This window comes from Bacillus sp. JJ1566 (assembly GCF_036962685.1).
GTDB lineage: Bacteria > Bacillota > Bacilli > Bacillales > Bacillaceae_L > Ferdinandcohnia.
Map to the genome: position 1 here is coordinate 13,112 of NZ_JBALOP010000046.1, position 21,694 is coordinate 34,805.

25 protein-coding genes and 1 tRNA gene are annotated in these 21,694 nt (G+C 38.7%); 14 read left to right on the forward strand and 12 right to left on the reverse strand.

What is annotated here, in order from left to right; genetic code table 11:
• Positions 1-179: 179 nt before the first annotated feature.
• Entirely contained in the window at positions 180-1,313 is a 1,134-nt protein-coding gene (queG, locus tag V7112_RS17595) for a tRNA epoxyqueuosine(34) reductase QueG (RefSeq protein ID WP_335422215.1), read from the reverse strand.
• A 98-nt stretch (positions 1,314-1,411) separates the two neighbouring features.
• Here queG and V7112_RS17600 point away from each other — a divergent pair, with 98 nt between their 5' ends.
• A complete protein-coding gene (locus V7112_RS17600; protein ID WP_335422217.1) occupies positions 1,412-2,077 on the forward strand; it encodes a B3/B4 domain-containing protein in 666 nt (221 codons plus the stop codon).
• Between the two features lie 72 nt (positions 2,078-2,149).
• Here the strand turns inward: V7112_RS17600 and V7112_RS17605 are convergent.
• Positions 2,150-2,223, reverse strand: a tRNA-Gly gene (locus tag V7112_RS17605).
• A 529-nt stretch (positions 2,224-2,752) separates the two neighbouring features.
• On the opposite strand from V7112_RS17605, the gene V7112_RS17610 reads away from it, so the two are divergent.
• Positions 2,753-4,510, forward strand: a complete 1,758-nt coding sequence (locus V7112_RS17610; RefSeq protein ID WP_335422219.1) for a SulP family inorganic anion transporter — start codon at positions 2,753-2,755, stop codon at positions 4,508-4,510.
• 21 nt (positions 4,511-4,531) lie between these two features.
• The gene (locus V7112_RS17615) at positions 4,532-4,864 is read left to right on the forward strand and encodes an ArsR/SmtB family transcription factor (RefSeq protein WP_335422221.1); all 333 of its coding nucleotides are present in this window, start codon (positions 4,532-4,534) and stop codon (positions 4,862-4,864) included.
• 44 nt (positions 4,865-4,908) lie between these two features.
• Here V7112_RS17615 and V7112_RS17620 read toward each other — a convergent pair whose 3' ends face one another.
• Positions 4,909-6,162, reverse strand: a complete 1,254-nt coding sequence (locus V7112_RS17620) for a S8 family peptidase (protein WP_335422223.1) — start codon at positions 6,160-6,162, stop codon at positions 4,909-4,911.
• A 278-nt stretch (positions 6,163-6,440) separates the two neighbouring features.
• A complete protein-coding gene (locus V7112_RS17625) occupies positions 6,441-6,971 on the reverse strand; it encodes a PRK06770 family protein (protein WP_335422225.1) in 531 nt (176 codons plus the stop codon).
• Positions 6,972-7,137: 166 nt separating this feature from the next.
• Here V7112_RS17625 and V7112_RS17630 point away from each other — a divergent pair, with 166 nt between their 5' ends.
• Together V7112_RS17630 and V7112_RS17635 are read left to right on the forward strand one after the other, a co-directional pair.
• Entirely contained in the window at positions 7,138-7,965 is an 828-nt protein-coding gene (locus tag V7112_RS17630; protein WP_335422227.1) for a hypothetical protein, read from the forward strand.
• Between the two features lie 40 nt (positions 7,966-8,005).
• A complete protein-coding gene (locus V7112_RS17635; RefSeq protein WP_335422229.1) occupies positions 8,006-8,458 on the forward strand; it encodes a nucleoside deaminase in 453 nt (150 codons plus the stop codon).
• Positions 8,459-8,509: 51 nt separating this feature from the next.
• Here V7112_RS17635 and aac(6') read toward each other — a convergent pair whose 3' ends face one another.
• The 4 genes from aac(6') to V7112_RS17655 form a co-directional block, all read right to left on the reverse strand.
• The gene (gene aac(6'), locus V7112_RS17640) at positions 8,510-8,947 is read right to left on the reverse strand and encodes an aminoglycoside 6'-N-acetyltransferase (protein WP_335422231.1); all 438 of its coding nucleotides are present in this window, start codon (positions 8,945-8,947) and stop codon (positions 8,510-8,512) included.
• A 20-nt stretch (positions 8,948-8,967) separates the two neighbouring features.
• Complete coding sequence (locus tag V7112_RS17645; protein WP_335422233.1) at positions 8,968-9,603, reverse strand: vWA domain-containing protein; 636 nt, start codon at positions 9,601-9,603, stop codon at positions 8,968-8,970.
• A gap of 85 nt (positions 9,604-9,688) precedes the next feature.
• Positions 9,689-10,699 carry a macro domain-containing protein gene (locus tag V7112_RS17650; RefSeq protein WP_335422235.1) on the reverse strand — a complete coding sequence of 337 codons (1,011 nt, stop codon included), beginning with the start codon at positions 10,697-10,699 and terminating at the stop codon, positions 9,689-9,691.
• A gap of 130 nt (positions 10,700-10,829) precedes the next feature.
• Positions 10,830-11,741, reverse strand: coding sequence for a LysR family transcriptional regulator (locus V7112_RS17655; protein ID WP_335422237.1), 912 nt, complete (start codon positions 11,739-11,741; stop codon positions 10,830-10,832).
• Between the two features lie 112 nt (positions 11,742-11,853).
• Here V7112_RS17655 and V7112_RS17660 point away from each other — a divergent pair, with 112 nt between their 5' ends.
• On the forward strand, positions 11,854-12,873 hold the full coding sequence (locus V7112_RS17660; protein WP_335422239.1) for a YeiH family protein: 1,020 nt from the start codon (positions 11,854-11,856) through the stop codon (positions 12,871-12,873).
• A 91-nt stretch (positions 12,874-12,964) separates the two neighbouring features.
• Here the strand turns inward: V7112_RS17660 and V7112_RS17665 are convergent, their stop codons facing one another.
• A complete protein-coding gene (locus tag V7112_RS17665) occupies positions 12,965-13,786 on the reverse strand; it encodes a hypothetical protein (RefSeq protein WP_335422242.1) in 822 nt (273 codons plus the stop codon).
• Positions 13,787-13,998: 212 nt separating this feature from the next.
• On the opposite strand from V7112_RS17665, the gene uvsE (V7112_RS17670) reads away from it, so the two are divergent.
• Together uvsE (V7112_RS17670) and uvsE (V7112_RS17675) are read left to right on the forward strand one after the other, a co-directional pair.
• Complete coding sequence (gene uvsE / locus V7112_RS17670; RefSeq protein WP_335422244.1) at positions 13,999-14,952, forward strand: UV DNA damage repair endonuclease UvsE; 954 nt, start codon at positions 13,999-14,001, stop codon at positions 14,950-14,952.
• A 64-nt stretch (positions 14,953-15,016) separates the two neighbouring features.
• Positions 15,017-15,982, forward strand: coding sequence for a UV DNA damage repair endonuclease UvsE (gene uvsE, locus V7112_RS17675; RefSeq protein WP_335422246.1), 966 nt, complete (start codon positions 15,017-15,019; stop codon positions 15,980-15,982).
• 46 nt (positions 15,983-16,028) lie between these two features.
• On the opposite strand, the gene V7112_RS17680 is transcribed toward uvsE (V7112_RS17675), so the two are convergent.
• Positions 16,029-16,454 (reverse strand): YugN family protein, encoded by a 426-nt coding sequence (locus V7112_RS17680; protein ID WP_335422248.1) that lies wholly within the window; start codon positions 16,452-16,454, stop codon positions 16,029-16,031.
• 171 nt (positions 16,455-16,625) lie between these two features.
• On the opposite strand from V7112_RS17680, the gene V7112_RS17685 reads away from it, so the two are divergent.
• The 4 genes from V7112_RS17685 to V7112_RS17700 all read left to right on the forward strand — a co-directional run bounded on the left by V7112_RS17685 (position 16,626) and on the right by V7112_RS17700 (position 18,503).
• Positions 16,626-16,874, forward strand: a complete 249-nt coding sequence (locus V7112_RS17685; protein WP_335422250.1) for a transcriptional regulator SplA domain-containing protein — start codon at positions 16,626-16,628, stop codon at positions 16,872-16,874.
• Positions 16,871-17,896 (forward strand): spore photoproduct lyase, encoded by a 1,026-nt coding sequence (gene splB / locus V7112_RS17690; protein ID WP_335422252.1) that lies wholly within the window; start codon positions 16,871-16,873, stop codon positions 17,894-17,896. Before V7112_RS17685 ends, splB begins: the two co-directional genes overlap by 4 nt.
• Before the next feature lie 86 nt (positions 17,897-17,982).
• Positions 17,983-18,117, forward strand: a complete 135-nt coding sequence (locus V7112_RS17695) for a hypothetical protein (RefSeq protein ID WP_335422254.1) — start codon at positions 17,983-17,985, stop codon at positions 18,115-18,117.
• A gap of 20 nt (positions 18,118-18,137) precedes the next feature.
• Complete coding sequence (locus V7112_RS17700) at positions 18,138-18,503, forward strand: carboxymuconolactone decarboxylase family protein (protein WP_335422256.1); 366 nt, start codon at positions 18,138-18,140, stop codon at positions 18,501-18,503.
• A 59-nt stretch (positions 18,504-18,562) separates the two neighbouring features.
• Here V7112_RS17700 and V7112_RS17705 read toward each other — a convergent pair whose 3' ends face one another.
• The gene (locus tag V7112_RS17705; protein WP_335422258.1) at positions 18,563-19,015 is read right to left on the reverse strand and encodes a DUF2383 domain-containing protein; all 453 of its coding nucleotides are present in this window, start codon (positions 19,013-19,015) and stop codon (positions 18,563-18,565) included.
• Between the two features lie 198 nt (positions 19,016-19,213).
• On the opposite strand from V7112_RS17705, the gene V7112_RS17710 reads away from it, so the two are divergent.
• Positions 19,214-20,308 carry a hypothetical protein gene (locus tag V7112_RS17710; protein ID WP_335422260.1) on the forward strand — a complete coding sequence of 365 codons (1,095 nt, stop codon included), beginning with the start codon at positions 19,214-19,216 and terminating at the stop codon, positions 20,306-20,308.
• Positions 20,309-20,314: 6 nt separating this feature from the next.
• Positions 20,315-21,526: an amidohydrolase family protein gene (locus V7112_RS17715; protein ID WP_335422262.1), complete on the forward strand. Its 1,212-nt coding sequence runs from the start codon at positions 20,315-20,317 to the stop codon at positions 21,524-21,526.
• Positions 21,527-21,580: 54 nt separating this feature from the next.
• Here the strand turns inward: V7112_RS17715 and V7112_RS17720 are convergent.
• On the reverse strand, positions 21,581-21,694 hold a 114-nt coding region (locus V7112_RS17720; protein WP_335422267.1), incomplete at its 5' end, for an IS3 family transposase.

A 21,694-nucleotide genomic window follows, 5' to 3' on the forward strand; every position in this document is an offset into this window, starting at 1 on the left:
TTGATATTTACGTCTTCGCGGGCATATTTGCTTCGTATTTTTGATATTTGCATCTTTGCGGCCATATTTGCGTCGTATTTTTGATATTTGCGTCTTCGCGGCCATATTTGCGTCTTATCTTTGATATTTGCGTCTTCGCAGAATAAGTATAAAAAAAAGGATGCATCATCGCATCCTCTTCACTCACCTAACATATTCAATCCTTTTTCAATCTCTTCTAGGACCTGCTCGTCCTTTTCCTTTAAACTTGCTTCTGTTAAAATTTCAAACGCGCTTTCGTCGCCAATCTTTCCCAGTGCCCATGCAGCCGTTCCGCGTAAGACTGGTCTTGGGTCGTCTTTTAGCACCTGAGTTAATTCTGGGATTGCACTGCTGTCTTTAAAGTGGCCCAATGCAATAATTGCATTTCGCTGGATTGGCTTCTTCCCTCTCCAAGAACCAGATAACGGACCAAAGGTTTCTTTAAATTCTCGATTGCTAATCGATAAAATTGGTTTTAACAATGGCTTAACAACCTCTGGGTTTGGCTCCATCTCTTCATGGAAATGAAAGTCGATTCCTTTGTTTTTTGGACATGCGGTTTGACAGGAATCACAACCATATAGCCTGTTTCCGATTTTCGTACGAAACTCTTCCGGTAAAAAATCCTTTGTTTGCGTTAAAAAGCTGACACATCGCTGTGCATTAATTTGTCCGCCTTGCACCAGTGCGCCTGTTGGACATGCATCGAGACACGCCCGGCATGACCCACATTGATCCTCAATTGGCGTATCAGGAGCAAATGGGATATTCGTAATCATTTCACCTAGATACACATAGGATCCAAACTCAGGTGTAATAATTGCACAGTTCTTCCCGCTCCAGCCAATTCCTGCTCTTTCTGCTACAGCACGATCAGATAATTCCCCGGTATCAACCATAGATTGAAACTTAGCACTGGGGAGTTTTTCTAGAATAAACGCTTCGAGCTTTTGCAGCCGGTCCCGTAAAATATGATGATAATCCTCGCCCCAAGAGGCACGAGCAAACATCCCGCGACGATCATTTCGTGTACTTCTCGGTGCATCCTTGAGCTTTGCCGGGTAAGCCAATGCTATTGCGACAATTGATTTTGCACCAGGGAGAAGCAGCTCTGGATTTGTTCTTTTCTCAATATCCTTTGGCTCAAATCCCGACTGATAGTTTAACTCCTGTTGCCGCAATAGTCGTGATTTTAATTCTTCAAATGGAGATGCACTGGCAAAACCAATTTTATCGATACCAATCGTTTTACTATAGTCGATTATTTCTTGTTGAAGCTGTAAAATATCCACTCTAGAACCTCCTTCCTTCAAATTTATAAGCCGCCCTATATATAGAATCACTAGGATTTATGGTACACTATTTACAATAATTTTTGGAGGGATAAATGATGGAAATTCGAATTTCGTCACAATTAAAGGAACTTGTCCCCGATTTCAAAGTGGGGATTATTCAATACGATCATATCGAAGTTGGCGATTCTCCACAAATGATTCGTGGTCGACTACAGACCTTTCAGGAATCGCTCTTTTTTGATTTAGAGGACAAGCCTGTATCAGATGTTGATGGGATAGCCGAGTGGAGAGAAATTTTTAAAAAGGTCGGGACTGACCCCAATCGCTATCGCCCATCTATTGAAGCCATCTATCGTCGAGTTCAAAAGCAAAACTTTTTGAATTCGATTCATTCCGCTGCTGATCTTAATAATTTCTTTTCGATTCAATATGAGATTCCGGTTGGGATCTATGACGCCGATAAAATCAACGGAGATATTGAGATTCGATTGGGTCAACCAGAAGATGAGTACATGGGGATAAACGGTAGAATCATTTCGATGAAGGATAAAATTTTATCTGGTGATGATACAGGTGCGTTTGGAAGCCCATACGTGGATTCCGAAAGAACAGCCGTGACTGTTGAAACTAAAAATGCGATTCAAATTGTGTATCTGAAGCCTTCTATGCTAAGTGAAAGTTGTGAGAAATTGATTACGTCACTTGGTGCAATGTTTACTCAGGTACATGGTGGATCCGTACAGTCGTTTGTAGTTGAGTAAGAAGCTTGATAAAAAAGGAAAAAACGCAACACTTCGTTTAACTAGGAAACGAAACACTGCGTTATGTATGTATGGAGCGGGTGATGAGAATCGAACTCACGACATCAGCTTGGAAGGCTGAGGTTTTACCATTAAACTACACCCGCACATAGAATATTAAGTTTATTAAGAATGCAATACGATTATGGGCCTTACATGCCTCTTCCTCTGCCAGCTTACTCAAGATGTGAATCCGTCGATGCAACTCGATGCAAATTCATTGAAGCTTTGCTCGTGGCTGAGGTTTTACCATTAAACTACACCCGCATTGTTAAATTTTTATTAACTTGAAAAGGAATTATGTGAACATTATAACAAGTTTGTAAAAGCTTTGCAAGATGTTTTTGTAACTTTTTGTCGAAGTATTTAATTTCATTGACTACTTGAGTTATTATAAACACCCAAAAATTATATTGCAATAGTAGTTCAAAGAATATTTTCGCACTATATACATAGATAACACAACTATTATCTTTATTAAAATAATAATAAATTTTTGAGGGCTCCCTGCTTTTTCCTGGGAGTCCTGTTTACTTTTTTATGCAATTTCTTTGACTTTATATATTAATAGGAGTAAATTCTATATATGTATATTCAAATAATCAGATATTCTATTATTCAGAAGGAAGGATAAAAATGCTACAAAAATGGGCTTTTTCAGGGCGATTTAAAGGGTATTCGATTCAATCTTTTCAAAAGGATCTTATTTCTGGCGTCGTTGTTGGGATTATTGCGATTCCTCTAGGAATGGCGTTCGCGATTGCTTCAGGCGTCAAACCTGAATATGGGATCTACACGACCATCATCGCGGGTATTCTTATTTCACTCTTTGGGGGCTCTAAATACCAAATCGGGGGACCAACAGGTGCCTTTATTCCGATTCTATTTGGGATTGTTGCAACCTATGGTTTTGAAAATCTATTAATTGCGGGCTTTATGGCGGGTATCATTCTGTTCTTGATGGGGATTTTCAAACTGGGCTCTTTAATCAAATTTATCCCACGTCCGGTTACAATCGGATTTACATCGGGTATCGCAATCATTATTTTTGTTGGTCAATTACCCAATTTTCTTGGTCTCGATCGGATTGAGAAGCATGAATTATTTTTGGATAATATGAGGGAAATTGTCCTACATATTCGTGATATCAATATTTATAGTATTTTAACTGCTGTCATTTGTTTTGCGGTACTACTACTGACACCTAAGTTCTTTCCAAAGGTACCTGGTTCATTAATTGCATTACTTATTTCAACAGGAATTGCGACTATTTTTTATCCAACACAGGTGGCGACAATTGGTTCAACATTTGGTGATATTCCTAGTAAACTACCAAGCTTTCAATTTCCTGATATAACGTTTGACCACATTAAACACCTAATTCAACCAGCGTTTGTGATTGCGATGTTAGGAGCAATTGAGTCACTTCTTTCTGCCGTTGTCGCAGATGGAATGACAAACAGTAAGCACAATAGCAACAGAGAATTGGTCGGTCAAGGCCTTGCAAATATGGTTACTCCTTTGTTTGGTGGAATACCGGCAACAGGAGCGATTGCAAGAACAGCAACCAATATTAAAACAGGAGCTGTTTCACCTTTTTCCGGTGTCATCCATGGTGTTGTTGTTCTGCTTGTCTTACTGTTATTCGCTCCATATGCTTCAAAAATTCCGTTGGCAAGTATGGCACCTATAATCATGCTTGTTGCCTGGAACATGAGTGAGCGTCGTGTTTTTTATCATGTATTAAAAACAAAAACTGGGGACTCGCTTGTGTTAATGGTTACCTTTTTACTTACTGTCTTAATGAATTTAACTGTTGCGGTACAAGTTGGACTCATTTTAGCAGTTGTTCTTTTTACGAAGCGAATGAGTGATATAATAGTGACAGAAAAAGCGTTACCGAACCCGGAAACAAAGCATAAAAAAATGGATACTCGGATTGTGACAGATTCTCATGATTGTCCACAAATTAGTATTTATAATGTGGAAGGACCTTTATTTTTCGGTGCTGCACAGGCTTTTGAACAACAAATTATGAGATCCATTAATTACAAACCGAAAGTCCTTCTCTTACGTTTAAGCAGGGTTCCTTTTATGGATACTACTGGGGAAGCTGGGTTAGCAAGTATTGTAAGGGATTTTTCAAAGCATGGGATTGTTTTAATTTCAGGGGTTAAACCACAGCCTAAAAGTGTTCTTCAAAAGACCGGTTTGTATGAGCTCATCGGGGAAGAAAACTTTTTTGAGCACACGGGTGATGCCATTGATTTTGCACTTACGCAGATTAATCATAATAAATGTTTAGGCTGTAGACATTTTGCATTCAAAGAATGTCAGGCTCTATCCGGAGTCGAAGAAACAGTAGTGAATAAAAGAAGTGTTTCCCTAAGTTAATGTAGAAAGTGAGGTAAGGTAGTGGATTTAGAAATGCAGCAATTTAAGGCTGACTTTTTCAAAGCTCTCGCACATCCATTGCGAATTCGGATTCTTGAGCTTTTAGTTGAGGGTGATAAAAATGTGAATGAAATTCAAACCCTTATTGGCAGCGAAGGGTCAGCCGTGTCCCAGCAACTAACTGTACTACGAGCAAAAAATATTGTATATGGAACAAAGGATGGCAATCGTGTCATTTACTCTCTCAGAGACCCAATGATTGTTGAGCTTCTTTCCGTTGCAAAGCAAATTTTTAATAACCATCTTGTCAATACAATTTCCCTTCTTGATAAAATCGGGGAAGTAGATAACTAATAGAAAACGGCTAAAACGGGTTTAACCATTTTAGCCGTATTTTTTTACTTCACTAGCGGAAAGCCAAATCCAGAAGCGATGTCATCACCAGTTCCAGCATATTGGCCAGCTTTAATATCATTACTTTTTGCGCGATTTTGGAGTTCAGCTCGTAGCTGGTGATTTGTCATACTCGGGTTTTCTGCCCAAATTTTTGCTGCTAAACCTGAAATATGTGGTGTCGCCATTGATGTACCACTAATTGTATTATACGTACCATCACTCCAAGTCGATTCAATTGCACGACCCGGTGCTGATAATTCCACATCTCTTTCCCCAATCACATAATCACCAGCAGTTGTTGGATTTCCTCTAGAAGAAAAATCGGCTATGCGGTATGAACCATTCTGCAGCACATTTTCAAGGGCAGCTACGGCAATCGCATCATGAAGTCCTCCTGGGAACCCAATCGTATTCGGAGCTGGGCCTTCATTTCCTGCAGCTGCAACTACTAGAGCTCCGTTGTTAACGGCATATGTTACAGCATCGGCAATCAAGGAATCCTTTGAGCTTGAACCTAAAGACATTGAGATTACGACTTTCACTCCGTTTTTCTTACCTTCATCTGCTGCATGGCGAATGGCTCCAGCAATATCATCGGAATAGCCAAAACCACTGTTTCCTAATACACGATATGCCCAAAGCAACGCATTAGGTGCCACTCCATAAATTCCATTTCCATTGCCGCCATTGGCTAATACTGTCCCAGCTACATGTGTTCCATGACCGTTTTTATCGGAACATGAACCATTAATTAATGGAGATCTATTTTGACTAAAATCCTTGCATTGCTCCACATTAGCTTGTAAATCAGGATGATTGATATTTGTACCAGTATCCAAGACTGCTACTCTAATATTGTCCCCGCCATCTGTTGCGGCGATTAGCGGATCATTATAGATTGCTTCAATTCCCCATGGTGTTCGGTCAGAAGGAACTACTTCACCTCCTGCTTTTGGTTTGGCTGCAATCGACACTGTACCAACAAGTGATATTTTTACATTTTTATTTTTCAATAGAGCATTGTATTGTTGTTCATTTACAGTAGTTGTGAAGCCCTTGGATTGAAAATCCCATCGAGCACCATAAGTAGATTTTAATGTTGATTGTTCATTTTTATTAAGTGGTTGAATTAATACGCGTAGATTATTATTTGAGGATACACCCTGCTCTGGAGCAGCGAACACTCCAATTGCTAAGAGTGAATAAAACATGACTCCAACAAGGAAAACTGTTACTACCTTTGAAATTGACTTCAAAATCATCCCTCATTTCTAATATGTAGATAATGGATGGAATCAAGTTCAATAATCATTACTTCATTAGGGGGTAGATATCGTTCAAGGACAATTGGCAGAAAGAAACATTTTGCAGATTAAGAGGTTCACCTCCTTCTATTATTTGAATATTTCGCTTCTTTATTATAATGGAAGCATCTGCTATCTTCACTGGTTCAAAAGAACGTTTTTGTATGGAAAAGACAGGGAATTTAGGACTGTTTTAAATAATAAAAGACTAGTTCACATTGAACTAACCTTTAATCCGGCAAAAATTCTTCGCCAAAGTTATTTAGTATAAATCTTTTTTCCTCTGCTTCGCTCATTACGCCATACGCTTTTCCAATTGTTCCGTTTTGATAATCCCAAAAATAATTATGATCCACATCTACCAAACTGAAATCTCCATTTTTCCAACGCTCCAAAATGGCCAAAAGCTCTTCTTTTCTATTAAAATCACTTTTTGAAACGACATCAATCATTTTATTGATAGTATCGGGAATCATTGGTTTTGCGCCCCACTTTTTGTCGGCTTTGACCTTTTGATGGGTCATATGATGCATTACAGAAATAACTTCGCTCTCTTCGGGTGTTTCACTTAAATTGAGATCATAAGTGACTCCACCAATTTTCTTAGTCTGCTCCTTGAACTCATCTACTTTATTAGATGCTTGATTCGATGTAGAGGCAGCTTTTTCGGCATCACTTCCGTCGAACATTTTATAAACACCAAACATAAGCCCAATTGAGGCACCTATTAAAATTACAAAAATAATAATCCAGGTTTTCATAACTTCCCCCTCAATCAATTACCTAGTTTTTACTTTTTAGTATGTTGTATCCATTTCCAATCTTAGCATAGAATACAGCGTTATATGATGTCTTTTGCTTTATATAAGAATTGGAATAATGAAATTGGGTAAAAATACCTATAAACAAACCGGAGGTATTCTTTTAGTGCTTGGAGTATGCGCTTATCTAATTCTATTTCTTATAGGACTAGTCATTTTAGGTATTGCTTTTTGGAAATCCAAATCATTTCGGATTTTTATCCTTTATTTTACCGTTGCAGGAGTCACTCTTTTATTCGATTATTTCGTTTATCTTTGGGGTAAGGCTTATGTTTATAAAATTGACTTATTACATGATGAATTAGATTCACATTTAGGTGCAATGGTGAACGGACTTGCACTACCTTCATTTGCAGCCCTTTTTGTTGTTATGAGGTGTAGGTGGTACTGGAGCATCCCATTGGCATTATTTTTTACTCTGATTGAGCTCATTTTTTCAAAATGGGGGATTTTTAAAACCTATTGGTGGAACCCCTGGTATACGGTTATTGGTTTATTTATTTATTTTCCTATAGCTAGATTATGGTGGATTCATGTAAAAAGGAAATGGATTCATTTTGGAACGTTACTTTTATCTTTTTATGGAATCTTTATACCTTTACATTTTCTCCTACATGCCGTTTTAAAAATGAGAACCTACCACGTGGAGTGGATTGAGCATTTACATCGTGGTAGTTCTGCGATAACTACGATTACTGGTCTTAGTTTTGCACTTGTACTTGCCTATTTAAGTATTGTTCATGCAAGGAAAGGTTGGTTTGTGTTTGTCGTTATTTGTTATATCGTTTATGATATCGTACTGAAATATAGTGGCATAGTAAAAGCTGAACATACGGTGCTTGATTCTGTACTTAGTTTTTTCACCTTTTTCCTCGGATATCTGTTTGTAAGGTATGCAGATCGAAAAATCAAAGTCCTTGTAAATAATTCATGATTAACTACAATAGAAAGAAAAGGACTAGGGAGAGCTGAGAATGGATCAATTCATGAAAAAAGCAGTTGAATTAGCATTAAATAATGTAAACGAAGGCGGCCAACCTTTTGGTGCTGTCCTCGTAAAAGACAACGAGATTGTTTCTGAAGGTGTAAATGAATTACATAAAAAGCATGATGTGAGCGGACATGCCGAATTACTTGCAATTCGAAGAGCACAGGAAAAATTCCAAACGAATGAATTATCGGGCTATACGATGTATGCAAGTGGCGAGCCTTGCTCAATGTGTCTGACAGCCATGTATTTTGCAGGAATTGAAAAGGTGTATTATTGCCAGTCCGTTGAGGATGCTGTGGCCGCAGGACTTGGAAAATCAACCTTTATTTATGACGAATTAAAAAAGAAGCGAGAGGATCGAACTCTCGAGATGACACAAATGAAGTTAGTAGATGGACAAGAAGATCCAATGGCACTTTGGAAACAAAAAATTTAGTATGTTGCGCCTGTTCCCCGATTTAAGTCAACGGAGGACAGGCGTCTTTTTTTAGAGTTTTTTTGTTAAACATATAATGCGATTTGCTTCTTGAAACCCATTTTTCAGATGAAAACTTAAGCTTTCCCCATTTTCAAGTTCAACGTCGCTTGCAAATTCACTGCAGCCTTTAGTCTTTGCCCATTTTTCACATGCTGATAAAAGCTGTTTAGCCACACCTTTTCTTCTATATTCTTCTTTAACAAAAATTCCTTCAAGATATCCTACAGGACTGCTCTCCGTCCCCTCAACATAGTCCATGCGCAGCTGACATTGGGCAAAGCCGATTGCATAAATTCCTTCTTTTGCTAAGAAGAATACCGCATGTTTGTCATGAATTAATTCAGAAAACTCCAGTGTTAGTTCACTTTCAATATTATTCGGCCATAATAGCAATGCAAGTCCCGCAATTGTCTTTATTTCTTTATCTGTGGCTTTTACTATTTCCATGAAATCCTCCTAAATTAGTCCTACTTCCTTTGATTATAATCGCGTTCGATTTCTTTCTTCCAGTTTCGGTCAATTTTCTTACCGCTTCTCATATTGATGACAGCCTCACTAACCATTTGATAGTTTAATTGTGTTCCTTGCTCGTCAGCATGGTAATCAACCGCGAAGTCCTCGTCTATTCCAAATTCCGCAGCGGTTGAAACAGCATCAATATTTGCGCCTAAAAACATGAATTCCCAACCGTATTTTTCTTTCTGGTGCTGCACCATTTTTTTAATTTTTTCTGATGTAAATTCACGGCTCGCATTTTCCATTCCGTCTGTTGTGATTACGAAAAGGACTTTTTCAGCTCTTTCATCTTTGCTAGTATGCTTTTGGACATTGTTTATTTTTTGAATCGTAAAGCCAATCGCGTCTAATAATGCTGTTGTCCCGCAAACCTCGTAATCTTCTTCAGTAATTGGTGAAATCCCCTTTACGTTAATTCGATCATGCAGAAGTTCATAATGGTGATTGAATAAAACGGTGGTGACATAAGCTTCCCCTTCTGCCTTCTTTTGTTTCTTTAGCATTGAATTATATCCGCCAATTGTGTCGGCCTCAAGCCCAGCCATGGAGCCACTTTTATCTAAAATAAACACTAATTCTGTTTTCACTTTGTTATCCTCCGTTCAATTTTTTCTTTACAAGGTTAGGATAACAAGATTTAATAGAGCTTTGGTCGCTTCAAAAGCGACATTTTTATGCTCCTAATAACGGCTGGTCAAACATAAATAAGGCTTCATTAATTTCATGAATATTGTAATTCGCTTTATTGATAAAAAATTCAATGATGACATCAAATTTGCTGCTATGGCTCAATGTGTATCCAGCCGCAGACAACAAATGGATGGTTTCATCTACATTTAATTGCAATGCAATTGCAAAGGCGATTGCTGTTTTCTTTTTAGGTGTGTAGCCTTCCTCATTACGAATCTTTGAAAACAGACGGCGATCAATATTTGCTCTTTTGTACGTCTCTACATCGGTCATTTCTCTTTCATCAATTAACCGAAGGAGTCTGTCAGAAAATGACTCATCTAATTGGTTTACTAGATCGACTAAATTGTCTCTGACTTTGTGGCTTTCTTCGATTTCGTACAGTTCTTCCTGCATGTCTTGTATAGGTTCAGCATGATAAAGTTCTATGTTTCTAACACGACTAAATGTTGTTTCGAATTCATCTACATAGTGTTCGTCAATATATTGGTGAATCGAGGTAAATAGTTTCTTGCTCACACCAAAGGAAGCTTTGTCAAAAACAACAAGATAGACAAGCATTTCGTGTTCCATTAAAAAAGAACTAATCGTTGAAACCGCGATTTGTAGGGCTTCCTCTTTTGGATAACCATAGATTCCAGTTGAAATGAGCGGAAAGGCAATCGACTCGCATTTATAAATCTTTGCTAGCTCTAAAGAATGATAGTAAGAGGATTGTAAAAGTTTAGCTTCATTCTTTGAGCCACCCTGCCACATCGGGCCGGGAGTATGAATGATGTATTTTGACGGTAACTTAAAAGCATCGGTAATGACTGCATGTCCAACCGCGCAGCTACCTATTTCATCACACGCCGCCTGGAGTTCTTCCGCACCTGCAGCCTGAAAAATGGCTCCGCACACACCGCCACCCCTCTTTAATTCAGTGTTCGCCGCATTCACAATCACATCAACCTTCATTTGTGTAATATCATTCCGAACAATCTCTAATGGCATAACTGTCTACTCCTTTCCGGGACCACGGGGACGGTTCTTGTGGTCCCAAATGGTCACATTTTTCCACCCCTTGAGTGGTTCTATCTGTAATTTGGCGCAAATCCCTCATCCTTTTTCCGTGTTCCAATTTTTAGAAGTCCCCAAAGGAACCCGTAGAACCGTCCCTCTGGTTCCCTAGAAGTGTAATAAATTCTTGGAGGGCTTTGGTTTGAAATGGGGAGTTTGTTATGAATGAGAATTGTCTTATGTAAGGTAGTCCTGGAAATTCCACAATTTTTAGGTTTTCATGTTTTAATTCTTTTTGAACAGTGAGTTGAGATAATATGCTAATTCCTAGACCTGCCTCAACGGCTTCTTTTATTGCCTGTGTACTACCAAAGGTTATGATGTTTTTCGGAGCGATATGTAGTTGTTTAAAAACATTTTCTCCTGCTTCCCTAGTACCAGAACCTTCTTCACGCAATATCCATGTCTCAACTTCTAGGTTTGTTGTGGTTACTTCTCTATTTCTACAAACAAATGGATGGTTGAATGATGCAATGATTACCATATGGTCTTCGGCAAAATCTTGGGTTTCTATATGTTTTTCCTTTTTAAGCTGCCCCTCAATAATTCCTATATCTATTTGATGACTTCTCACTAACTCTGCTACTTTTTCGGTATTTCCAATCGCCACCGTGGGCTGGATGTTCGGGTATTGTTTTTTCATCTTTGCAAGTAAATGTGGCAGTACATATTCACCAAATGTATAGCTTGCCCCTATAGAGAGCGGGCCTCTAACTTGATTTGTTAAGTCATCTAGCAAGCTTCCCATTTTCGTATACAAACCGACAATTTGCTTCGCGTGGTGGTAGACAATTTCACCAGCCTTCGTTACCCGTACATATTTATTGGTTCTGTCAAGAAGTCTAACCCCTAGATTTTCTTCAAACGTACGGATATATTGACTAACGGCGGGCTGTGTCATATGTAATTCTTCTGCTGCTCGAGAAAAGTTTTTGTTTTCGACTACTGAAATAAAAACCTGTAATTGTTGGTCCATCTTTCGAATCCTCCTCTGTTCATTATAACATTTTACTTATCATGACAATTACATATAATTATTTTTCTTATATAGATATTCTTTATATAGTTAAAATAAGAGGTGAATTTGAATGGAATTAGAAAAATTGAACACACAAAGTATATTATCCACTAAAGCAGCATGGAGACTAGGGATTACCTTTACATTTTTTATCGCTTTTCTTGGATACCTACTGGCATTGGTGCCCGGATTTAATCATGTCGGGCAATTAGCATGCGCAATCATCATCGCAGTTGTATACAGACAAATTCTTGGTTATCCTGAAACGTTAAAAAGCGGAATTACTTTCTCCTCTAAACGTTTACTGCGGGCTGCGATTATTTTATATGGATTAAAATTGAACCTTGCAATTGTCCTTGTTGACGGAATTTGGCTTTTACTTCGTGATGCTGGTGTTATCATTTTTGCCATTTTAACAACGATGGGACTTGCAAAATTATTTAAAGCGGATAAAAATATTTCTTTATTATTAGGAGTTGGAACAGGCGTTTGTGGCGCTGCAGCGATTGCAGCCGTTGCCCCAATTGTAAAATCAAAGGATGAGGATACAGCAATTAGTGTAGGGATCATTGCCTTAATGGGGACTATATTTTCACTCATTTATATTATTCTCCGCCCATTTTTACCGTTAGACGCCCTTCAATACGGTGTGTGGTCGGGAACTAGCCTTCACGAGGTAGCACATGTAGCACTAGCCACAGCACCTGCTGGTGATAACGCACTCGCAATCGGGATGTTAGCAAAATTAGGTCGTGTTTTTTTATTAATTCCATTATGCTTTATATTAATCGGATTCATGAAATTCAAAAATAAAAATGCTGTGGGCTCTAAGATTGAATTCCCTTGGTTTTTAATAGGCTTTATCATTTTTAGTTTTCTAGGAACCTATGTATTTGGCCACTCTATTCCTGTACCTGAATCCGTAATGGAAGGAATTTTTTCGTTAACAACTTGGCTCTTGACCGCAGCTATGGTCGGACTTGGGTTGAATGTTAATTTAAAAGAACTGCGAACAAAAGCATTGCGACCGCTTGCTGCAATGACTATAACCTCGGTTGCATTGTCTATCATTGTTTTATTTATTGTTTAATGGGGGCAAAGGGACTGGTCCATTGTCCCAGTACAATGAGGAACGGTTCTTGTGCTGACCAAAGGAACAGTAGAACCGTCCCCATGGTTCCTTAATAGATTTCTTTTTCGAAAGTTTCCCCGTTGCTATAGACGACTTTCATTACTAGTTTTATATCTTCGTATTTATCAACCTGATTGAGATGGAAGAAGCGTTCCATGGTTTCCGGAGAAGTCCCTTGAAGCTCTTCTTCCCCGATTAGCGTATTTCCTTTATATTTTAGAAGGAATGCCTTCTTGACGAAATTCGATTTTTCATCCACTAAATAATTAATCAAGCTAATATCTAATTTTGAGTTAAAAATATGAACATCTGTCTGGATGATACCATAATAACTTGAACTCAACTCTTCTAAAAATTCTTGTTGGATTTCACTGCTTTTCACCAAGTCATCATAAGAAACTGTTACATAAAAATTAATCATATCTTGGAGTCCATCGATTGCTTCTTTTTCTGACACCTCTTCACTATGGTAGGAATCAGAAGTTATTTGGCCGACTTGCCATTGAGGTTCTTTTTTAAATTCGAATGGCACTTTTACTTGAAATAGCCCTTTCTGAATTTCTTTTGCAGGAATAGTTGTATATTCTTCACTGTCTCCAAAGGAATAATGAAATGTAACTTCTGAAGTATTTTGAATCTCCTTCACTTGCCAATTAAAAGTGGATACCGCTTCACCGTTATTTAATTCTTGGGTATCAATCTGCATGGTGATCCTACTAACCCAACTTTGTTCATTTTTAAATTCTTCTAATGCACTGTATACCTCACTTGCCTTACTATCGATCCGATAAGAAATGTCTTGTTGAGTACCAGAAATAAATCCCACCTGCTCCTCTAACTGATTCACTTTTGATAATAACGTAAAATTCAAAATCAAACTCCCCACCAGAGCTAGAACTACAAAAATCTGAATATACCTATCGATCCCCATCATCTCCCCTTAAAAAAACTGTATAATAACATGTTATTCTCCTTACATTAAATATAACAAAACTATGGGGCAGGGGGACAGGTTCATTGTCCCACAACAATATAAAAAACTGGGACGCAGGACCTGTCCCTTTGTCCCAAAAGAGGGTAAAAATGAAAATTCGATTCGGTTATGTTGCTAATGCCTTAGGCTTGTGGGATGCAAGTCCTTCAAAAACATTAACTTTTACACGATATGCTGCTCTTCCTAAGGATGAACGTTTGGAAAAGCTAAAATTTGTTACCGCACAGAATTTACTTCATACAAAAAGGATTCTTCACTATAATATTGCTCATGAAATTGAGCTTTATCGGCTCTCAAGCTCACTTGTACCCTTAGCCACTCATCCTGAGGTAATGTGGGACTTTATAACTCCCTTCAAAAAGGAATGGGACGAGCTTGGTCAACTCATTCATCAATATAAAATGAGGGTTAGCTTTCACCCTAATCAGTTCACCCTTTTCACAAGCCCTAGGGATGAAGTTACGACTAATGCGGTAATCGACATGGAATATCATTATAAAATGCTGAAAGCACTGAATTCCCTTGAAAAGGGAATCCTAAATATACATATTGGCGGCGCCTACGGGGATAAAGAGAAATCATTAACCCGCTTCCATCAAAATCTAAAAAGACTACCAAACGTGATTAAGAAACAAATGACACTAGAAAATGATGATAAGACCTACAATGTGGAGGAAACACTGCTTGCATGTGAAAAGGAAAACATTCCAATGATTCTTGATTATCATCACCATATGGCCAACAACGAGGGAGTCGATCTCAGCCTATATGTAGAGCGCATTTTTCAAACATGGAACGACAAACCAACAGTACCAAAAGTACATATTTCATCGCCAAAATCAGAAAAAGCCTTCCGTTCACATGCCGATTTTGTCTCCTTAGACTTTATCATGCCTTTTTTAAAGCTGGCAAAAGACCTCAATCAGGACTTTGACATCATGATAGAAGCGAAACAAAAGAATCTTGCTATGCACAAACTTGTGGAGGAAATCGCTTCAATAAGGGGAGTAAAACGAATATCTAGTTCAACAGTGGAGTGGTAGGGACAAAGGGACAGGTCCACTGTCCCAAAATTTCAATGAGTGAAAAATGATGAGGTGAACTCAGATGACAATAGTACGGCTTGGATACGTGGCAATGAGCACGGAACTGAAGAATGCTTCTCCTTCAAAAACAATGACATTTGCTCAATTTCAAAAAGTTGAAGACCGAGATGCAGCAATTCGGAAATTGGAGCGTATCGCTTTAACAAATCTCCACAATACCTTAAGGCTATTAAAGCATAATGCGGCGTCTGAGATTCATTTTTACCGTCTAACCTCACGCCTCATTCCTTTAGCCAATCATGAAGAGCTTCTCGATTGGAATTATATGCAATCATTAAAAGAGAGCCTACGAGAAATTGGAGATTTTGCGAAGGAACATAGAATTCGGATTGATTTTCATCCAGATCACTTCGTTCTGATCAATTCTCCTCAAGTGGAAATCTTAAAAAACTCAATTCGGACCCTAAAGCTCCACTATCTCTTATTAAAAGCAATGGGGATTGATCCAACTCATCGCTGCGTAATGCATGTTGGGGGCAATTATAAAGAAACCGACATGTCACTCGAGCGTTTCGTTACGAATTGGATGGAGGTCCCGGCGAAAATTCAAAAAATGATTATGCTGGAAAATGACGATACATCCTTTACCCTGGAAGATACACTTTATCTCTGTGAAAAATTAAATATTCCACTTGTATTTGATTATCACCACCACTTAGCCCACCATCAAAACCCCAATTTGGAAAACAATTGGGACCGAGTGGTGCAAACTTGGAGTCATTCCCCACTCCCAATCAAAATGCATATTTCAAGTCCAAAAAGTATGGAAGCTTTTCGTCATCATTCTGACTATGTAGATATTGAAATGTTTTTTACGTTTTTAAAAGAAATAAAAGGGAGTGTTCCACAAATAGACTGTATGATTGAAGCCAAGCAAAAAGACGCAGCACTATTTAAACTAATCGAGGAAATCAAAAAGAGGGATGACGTGGAGATAATCAACGGCTCCTCATTTTATTTAAAATAAATTGGGACAGAGGACTGCCTGTACCACGGTTAGTCCTCCGCCCCATCTAGGATACTAAGTCACGCATTGAGTTGTAAATCCGTTCTACTACTTCAACACCAGCTTGTTCCCACCGGCTTTTATCGGATATATTTCCGTCCTTATCCAACGGTGTTTGGAATTGATCAAGCCCAGTCGTTGCAGTTACAAATGAGTTTTGATCGTAATCTAGCCCATAATTCACGATATGCTTTATGACATATGGCGTTCCAAATTGAATGCGAGCACTCGAGTGATCGAGCATTCCTTCAACGACAAAAAAAGGAACTCGTAAATAGATTGTTTCTCCATTTTCGCGATTTAACACGGCATCAAACTTCCCTTGATCATATTCAAAATTGCTGCAAAAACTACATCCGTGGGAATCAAAAACATCTCGAACGGCACCAAAATTGGCCATTTTTCCATCAATTACTGAATTTAACGTAATCACACTATTCACCTCATATCAACATAGTTACTATTGGTATTATTTTCAAAAAAGGAATCAAACATACATGAAGCCCAATTTTCCATAAACAAGTAGACATAACTTCAAAGATGAATTGAAAAAATGAGTAATAAGATGTTTAAGGCTTTTTATTTACATGAAAGAGGTGATGTCATGGAACAAATGTATCAGGCTGGAGATGTTGTCTATGTATTTTATCGAAATCCCCATACTCAGGATGTAGCGAATATACAAGCAGCAGCTGTTGTCAATCACCCTGAGAATCCAAATGAGTTAGCCCTGTTTCTTTATGAAACGTATTACCCACTCTCAGACGAGGTCGCCGTTTATTCCTCAGAGGAAGAAGCAAACCAAGCCTATCAGTATTACTATGGCGAAGTAACTGAGGGGACGATGGAATGAAGCCGTTTAATCCAAAGCTCATTTATTTTGAACCACAAGCGTTAGATTATCCGCTAGGAAAACAGCTCCTCGAAAAATTTGAAAAAATGGATGTTGAAATTCGGTATACCACTTCACACAACCAGGTTAGAAATTTGCCAGGTGATAATGATTTCCAAAAATACCGAGTCGCTAAATCAACACTTGTAGTCGGGATTAGAAAAACGCTAAAATTTGATACCTCTAAGCCGTCAGCAGAGTACGCAATCCCTTTTGCCACAGGGTGCATGGGTCATTGTCATTATTGCTATTTACAAACAACAATGGGATCGAAACCATATATTCGTACATATGTGAATGTCGATGAAATTCTTGAAGCAGCAGATAAGTATATGGAGGAACGCGCCCCAGAAATCACAAGGTTTGAGGCATCCTGTACTTCAGATATTGTAGGGATTGACCATTTAACACACACGCTTAAACGAGCGATTGAACACTTCGGTAAATCAGAACATGGGAAATTACGATTTGTGACAAAATTTCATCATGTCGATCACTTGCTAGACGCCGAGCATAATGGAAAAACAAGATTTCGCTTTAGTGTGAATGCGGATTATATTGTAAAAAACTTTGAGCCTGGGACATCTCCTTTAGAAAAACGAATTGAAGCTGCAGGTAAGGTTGCGAGGGCTGGGTATCCACTTGGTTTTATTGTAGCTCCTATTTATCTTCATGAAGGATGGGAAGAAGGATACTATCATATGTTTGAACGTTTAGAAGCAGAGCTACCTGAAGAAGCAAAAAAGGACCTCACCTTCGAATTCATACAACACCGGTTTACAAAACCAGCAAAAAGAGTAATCGAGAAAAACTACCCAATGACCAAACTAGAATTGGATGAAGAAAAAAGAAGATACAAATGGGGAAAATATGGAATTGGAAAGTATATATATCAAAAGGATGAAGAAGAAGATATCAAAAAACACCTGTACGCGTACATGGAAAAATTCTTCCCAAACGCAAAACTAGAATACTTCACATAAATCAAGGTAACAATACTGTGGATACTATATCCCTGGGACACGGGGACAGGTTCCTTGTCCCAAACAAAATGACAGAGGTGAAATAAATGGCAAAGCAAAATAAGAACAATAAACGAAACAGCGAAGTGGGCTCAGGCTCAAGATACCATGAAGAACATGCGAGCCATGTACCAGATTACGGGGCTAATAGCATGGATCCTAACGCAAAAAATGCTAAATAGAAAAATGAGGTGTCATACTAATGGAATATGAAGCTAGGAATGCTACGGAGGCTGCACTTCTTGATTATAAAACCGGCATAGGCACGTTCACTAAAAAAATGCCAAAACTAGCTGAACTATATAATGCGTTTACTGAAGAATGCTTTAAAGAAGGAGTCTTATCTCAAAAGCAAAAACAACTAATTGCTTTAGGCATTAGTTTATATTCGCAGGATGAATATTGTATTATCTACCACACAAAAGGCTGTTTAGATCAAGGTTGTTCCGAAGAAGAAATCCTCGAAGCCATCGGTGTAACGGCGGCGTTTGGTGGAGGAGCAGCTATGAGTCAAGCTGTAACCCTTGTTCAAGATAGTATGGATGAATTGAAACAAGTGAAGCAGTAAAGCATTTTAGTCCCAAGACAGTCTATGAGTAGACTGTCTTTTTCACTCAAAAAAACACACTAGTTTGTTTTTTGATTAGTTCGCTCTAATAAATGTCTAATCTCATCGGCATGCCGACGACTTGTATCAATCACATCCTCCGCAACCTTTTTACTTTCCTGATCAAGGTCACCTTTAACAAGCTCCTCTGAATATTCCACACCATACTTCTCTAATCCTTTTAACGCATCTTTTAAAATTTCATTTGGATGATCTGAAAGCATAGCTTTATGCATAAAACCGTGAATCGTTCCAGTAACCCCTTCACTGTTCGCAGGTACACCGTTTAAATTTTGAATACGTTCTGCAAGCTTTTGCGCATTTTGTTTGGTCTCCTGTTGAATCGATTGAAATGTTTGTTTTAATTCAGGCTCATGGAGATTTTGAATATGATGTTCAAAAGCACGAATCCCCATATATGTTCCTCTTAATAATGTATTTAGCTCTTCAACTACAATCTCTTTGTCTTTCAACAGCCCACATCCTTACTAATTAAAAATAAATATCATCCCAAATAGATTGCATTGAAGTATTGAATTTTATTCCGATTGTGCAGGTTTCGTGTTATAAGAAAAATTAAATTGGTACATGGACCTTATCATGCGTACTTGCACATCTCCCTCCCCTGGGCATAGGCTGATTATGATAATGATATGTCAGGAGGTTTATTTATGGAGGAGAATAAAGCTTCACAATCCACGCCAAAAGAATCTAGGTCCAGTTGGCATATGTGGGAAATTATTGGGGTTATTTTAGTTTTTGGATTATTGGTCCTTCTATTACTTGCTCCAAACTCAATGTCGCAGCTATTCGACACCATCATTCAAGAAGTCAAACCAGTCGTAGTTGATATTTTCCTAACGAGTGAAATAGGGATTGCGATTATTGTGAGTGTGATCGTTGGACGGATTTTAGAACGATTAGGTTTTACGGATGGGTTAATCCGACTTTTTGTCCCGATTATGAAGTGGTTCAAAATCAATCCTTCCGTCATCATTCCAAGTGTTTATAATATCCTAGGCGATATTAATGCGGCTGGAAAAATCTCTGGACCGATTTTAGTCAAAGCAAACGCGACGAAGGCTGAACAAAAAATCGCCGTCGCTACGATGATTCAATCCCCACAATCTTTTGCGACCTTCGTACTCGGACTCATTGCTCTTTCTGTTTTTGGAATTAATGCATTTCCGTTGGTGATTTTATCAATCTTTGTGCCAATTGTTATTGTCCCTTTCCTGCTCTCTAGAACATTGTACCGTGACACTAAAAAGGTAGAACTCACAGAATTGCCTCGTTTTACACCAACTACACGCTTTCTGCACACCATTTTTGCATCGGCTAAAGAAGGAGCAGAGCTTCTCTTCCTTATCATCATCCCAGCTGTAGCGGCGGTATTCTTCTTCATTGGGGCGTTAAAATTTGCGGGTGTCTGGAGCTTCATCGAAGCTGGCCTGTCTTCAAGCCTGACCTTCCTAAGTATCGAACCTGCAACAGGAATCGTCTCAGTCCTGGCTGCACCAACGCTAGCAGTTGCGCAACTTGCAGACCTCGCCGCAAATATTGATCCAAGATTAATCGTTGGTTCATTCGTTCTTGCGAATTCAGGGTTACCACTATCCGTCATATTTGGCCAGGTGCCTGTCACTTGGGCAGAATCCTCAGACCTTACCGAAAGAGAAACACTAGGAGCGGCAGTTATCGGGCTCATCATCCGTATTGCTACAGCCTGTGTACTCGGCTACTGGCTAACTCCATTTTTGGTGTGACCTCAGATGAATTATATCATTCGTGGTAAAAAGCTTGTTACGGTTTCGAATACAGGAACGATTGAAAATGGGGCGATGTTGGTTCAAGACGGGATGATTAAAGAGGTCGGATTCTGGGACGTATTAAAAAATCAATTCCCTGAAATTGATGTGATTGACTGCTCAAAACAAGTCATTACACCAGGACTTGTTGATTGCCACACTCACTTACTTGAATTTGCTCCAACCTCCCTTTATCCGGTTACCCCCGAGACCCACTTTTTAGCGGGAAAAGCAATTCTTTTTCAGGCATTATCTTCTGGAATTACAGCATTAGGGGAGCAAATTTGTGGTCATCCACTATGTGATTTTTCGGTAAAGGATTACCGTGATGCAGTTGCTGATTTCCCAATGGATATTTCGTTTGCAACGACTAGCATTTCGATTGGCTTTGAAGAGCTTGCGCATTTTACATCAATCACTGGTTCAACCCCTGTTACCCAAAAGGATCTATCATCTTCTAATCTTGTAAAAAAAATCGCTAAAAACAGCGACTACCCTGGTGAAAACATTTTTATTAATGCTACCCCAGCTAATTTTACAGAAGACGTTGTACCAAGGGCGGGTGAAATCATCTATACGGCCCAGCAGCTAAAAAAAATTGTCTCAATTTATCATGATGCAGGTAAAAAAATCGGTTGCCATGTTGCGGGTGAAGAAGGAATCGGGCTGACACTTGATGCTGGGTTTGATGTCTTACATCATGCTCACGGGATAACGGATGAACAGATTGATAAAGTGGTAGAAAATGAAGTTCAAATCGTGGCCACTCCAATGGGAGGAACCCATTTACCACCGAATTCCCCGGAGGAAATTGTAAAATTGGTACAGAGAAATATACCTGTTTCAATTTCGACAGATGCTTATTTACCACCTTATCCTGGGGTTCCATGGCTACCTTTTCAGGATCGTTCTTTACAGGGTCCTGATTCATTAATGCTTATTGCGGAACCAGTTATGAACGTATTAAAAAATACTTTCGATGAAAACCAAATACTCGCCCTACTTACCCATAACCCAGCTAGAATTCTAGGAAAAGAAAATCAGTTTGGTAGGCTGGAAACTGGACTTGAGGCAAATTTCCTTGTCGCCGAGGGAATACCAGGACTTGAGTTCTTCGAGGTCGATAAGATTAAAAAAGTGTTTTATAAAGGGATAAAAGTAATTGAACGTGGCTAAAAAATAGCGTCTGCATACATGAAGTGACCCCAAAAAGTTAGACACATTATTTACTTAAGCAGCTGTTGAGGATTGAATTCGGTATTGTACCGGACTCAATCCTTTTAGTTTTGCTTTTAAACGTATGTGATTGTAGTAATCAATATAACGTTCAAGCTCATGCTTGAA

Coding starts and splice junctions, on each gene's coding strand:
- splB (WP_335422252.1), top strand. CDS start 16,871: ATGAAGCCGTTTAATCCAAAGCTCATTTATTTTGAACCACAAGCGTTA.
- V7112_RS17700 (WP_335422256.1), top strand. CDS start 18,138: ATGGAATATGAAGCTAGGAATGCTACGGAGGCTGCACTTCTTGATTAT.
- uvsE (WP_335422244.1), top strand. CDS start 13,999: ATGAAAATTCGATTCGGTTATGTTGCTAATGCCTTAGGCTTGTGGGAT.
- V7112_RS17710 (WP_335422260.1), top strand. CDS start 19,214: ATGGAGGAGAATAAAGCTTCACAATCCACGCCAAAAGAATCTAGGTCC.
- V7112_RS17695 (WP_335422254.1), top strand. CDS start 17,983: ATGGCAAAGCAAAATAAGAACAATAAACGAAACAGCGAAGTGGGCTCA.
- V7112_RS17650 (WP_335422235.1), bottom strand. CDS start 10,699: ATGCCATTAGAGATTGTTCGGAATGATATTACACAAATGAAGGTTGAT.
- uvsE (WP_335422246.1), top strand. CDS start 15,017: ATGACAATAGTACGGCTTGGATACGTGGCAATGAGCACGGAACTGAAG.
- V7112_RS17625 (WP_335422225.1), bottom strand. CDS start 6,971: ATGAAAACCTGGATTATTATTTTTGTAATTTTAATAGGTGCCTCAATT.
- V7112_RS17660 (WP_335422239.1), top strand. CDS start 11,854: ATGGAATTAGAAAAATTGAACACACAAAGTATATTATCCACTAAAGCA.
- V7112_RS17635 (WP_335422229.1), top strand. CDS start 8,006: ATGGATCAATTCATGAAAAAAGCAGTTGAATTAGCATTAAATAATGTA.
- V7112_RS17610 (WP_335422219.1), top strand. CDS start 2,753: ATGCTACAAAAATGGGCTTTTTCAGGGCGATTTAAAGGGTATTCGATT.
- V7112_RS17655 (WP_335422237.1), bottom strand. CDS start 11,741: ATGGACCAACAATTACAGGTTTTTATTTCAGTAGTCGAAAACAAAAAC.
- V7112_RS17600 (WP_335422217.1), top strand. CDS start 1,412: ATGGAAATTCGAATTTCGTCACAATTAAAGGAACTTGTCCCCGATTTC.
- V7112_RS17715 (WP_335422262.1), top strand. CDS start 20,315: ATGAATTATATCATTCGTGGTAAAAAGCTTGTTACGGTTTCGAATACA.
- V7112_RS17685 (WP_335422250.1), top strand. CDS start 16,626: ATGGAACAAATGTATCAGGCTGGAGATGTTGTCTATGTATTTTATCGA.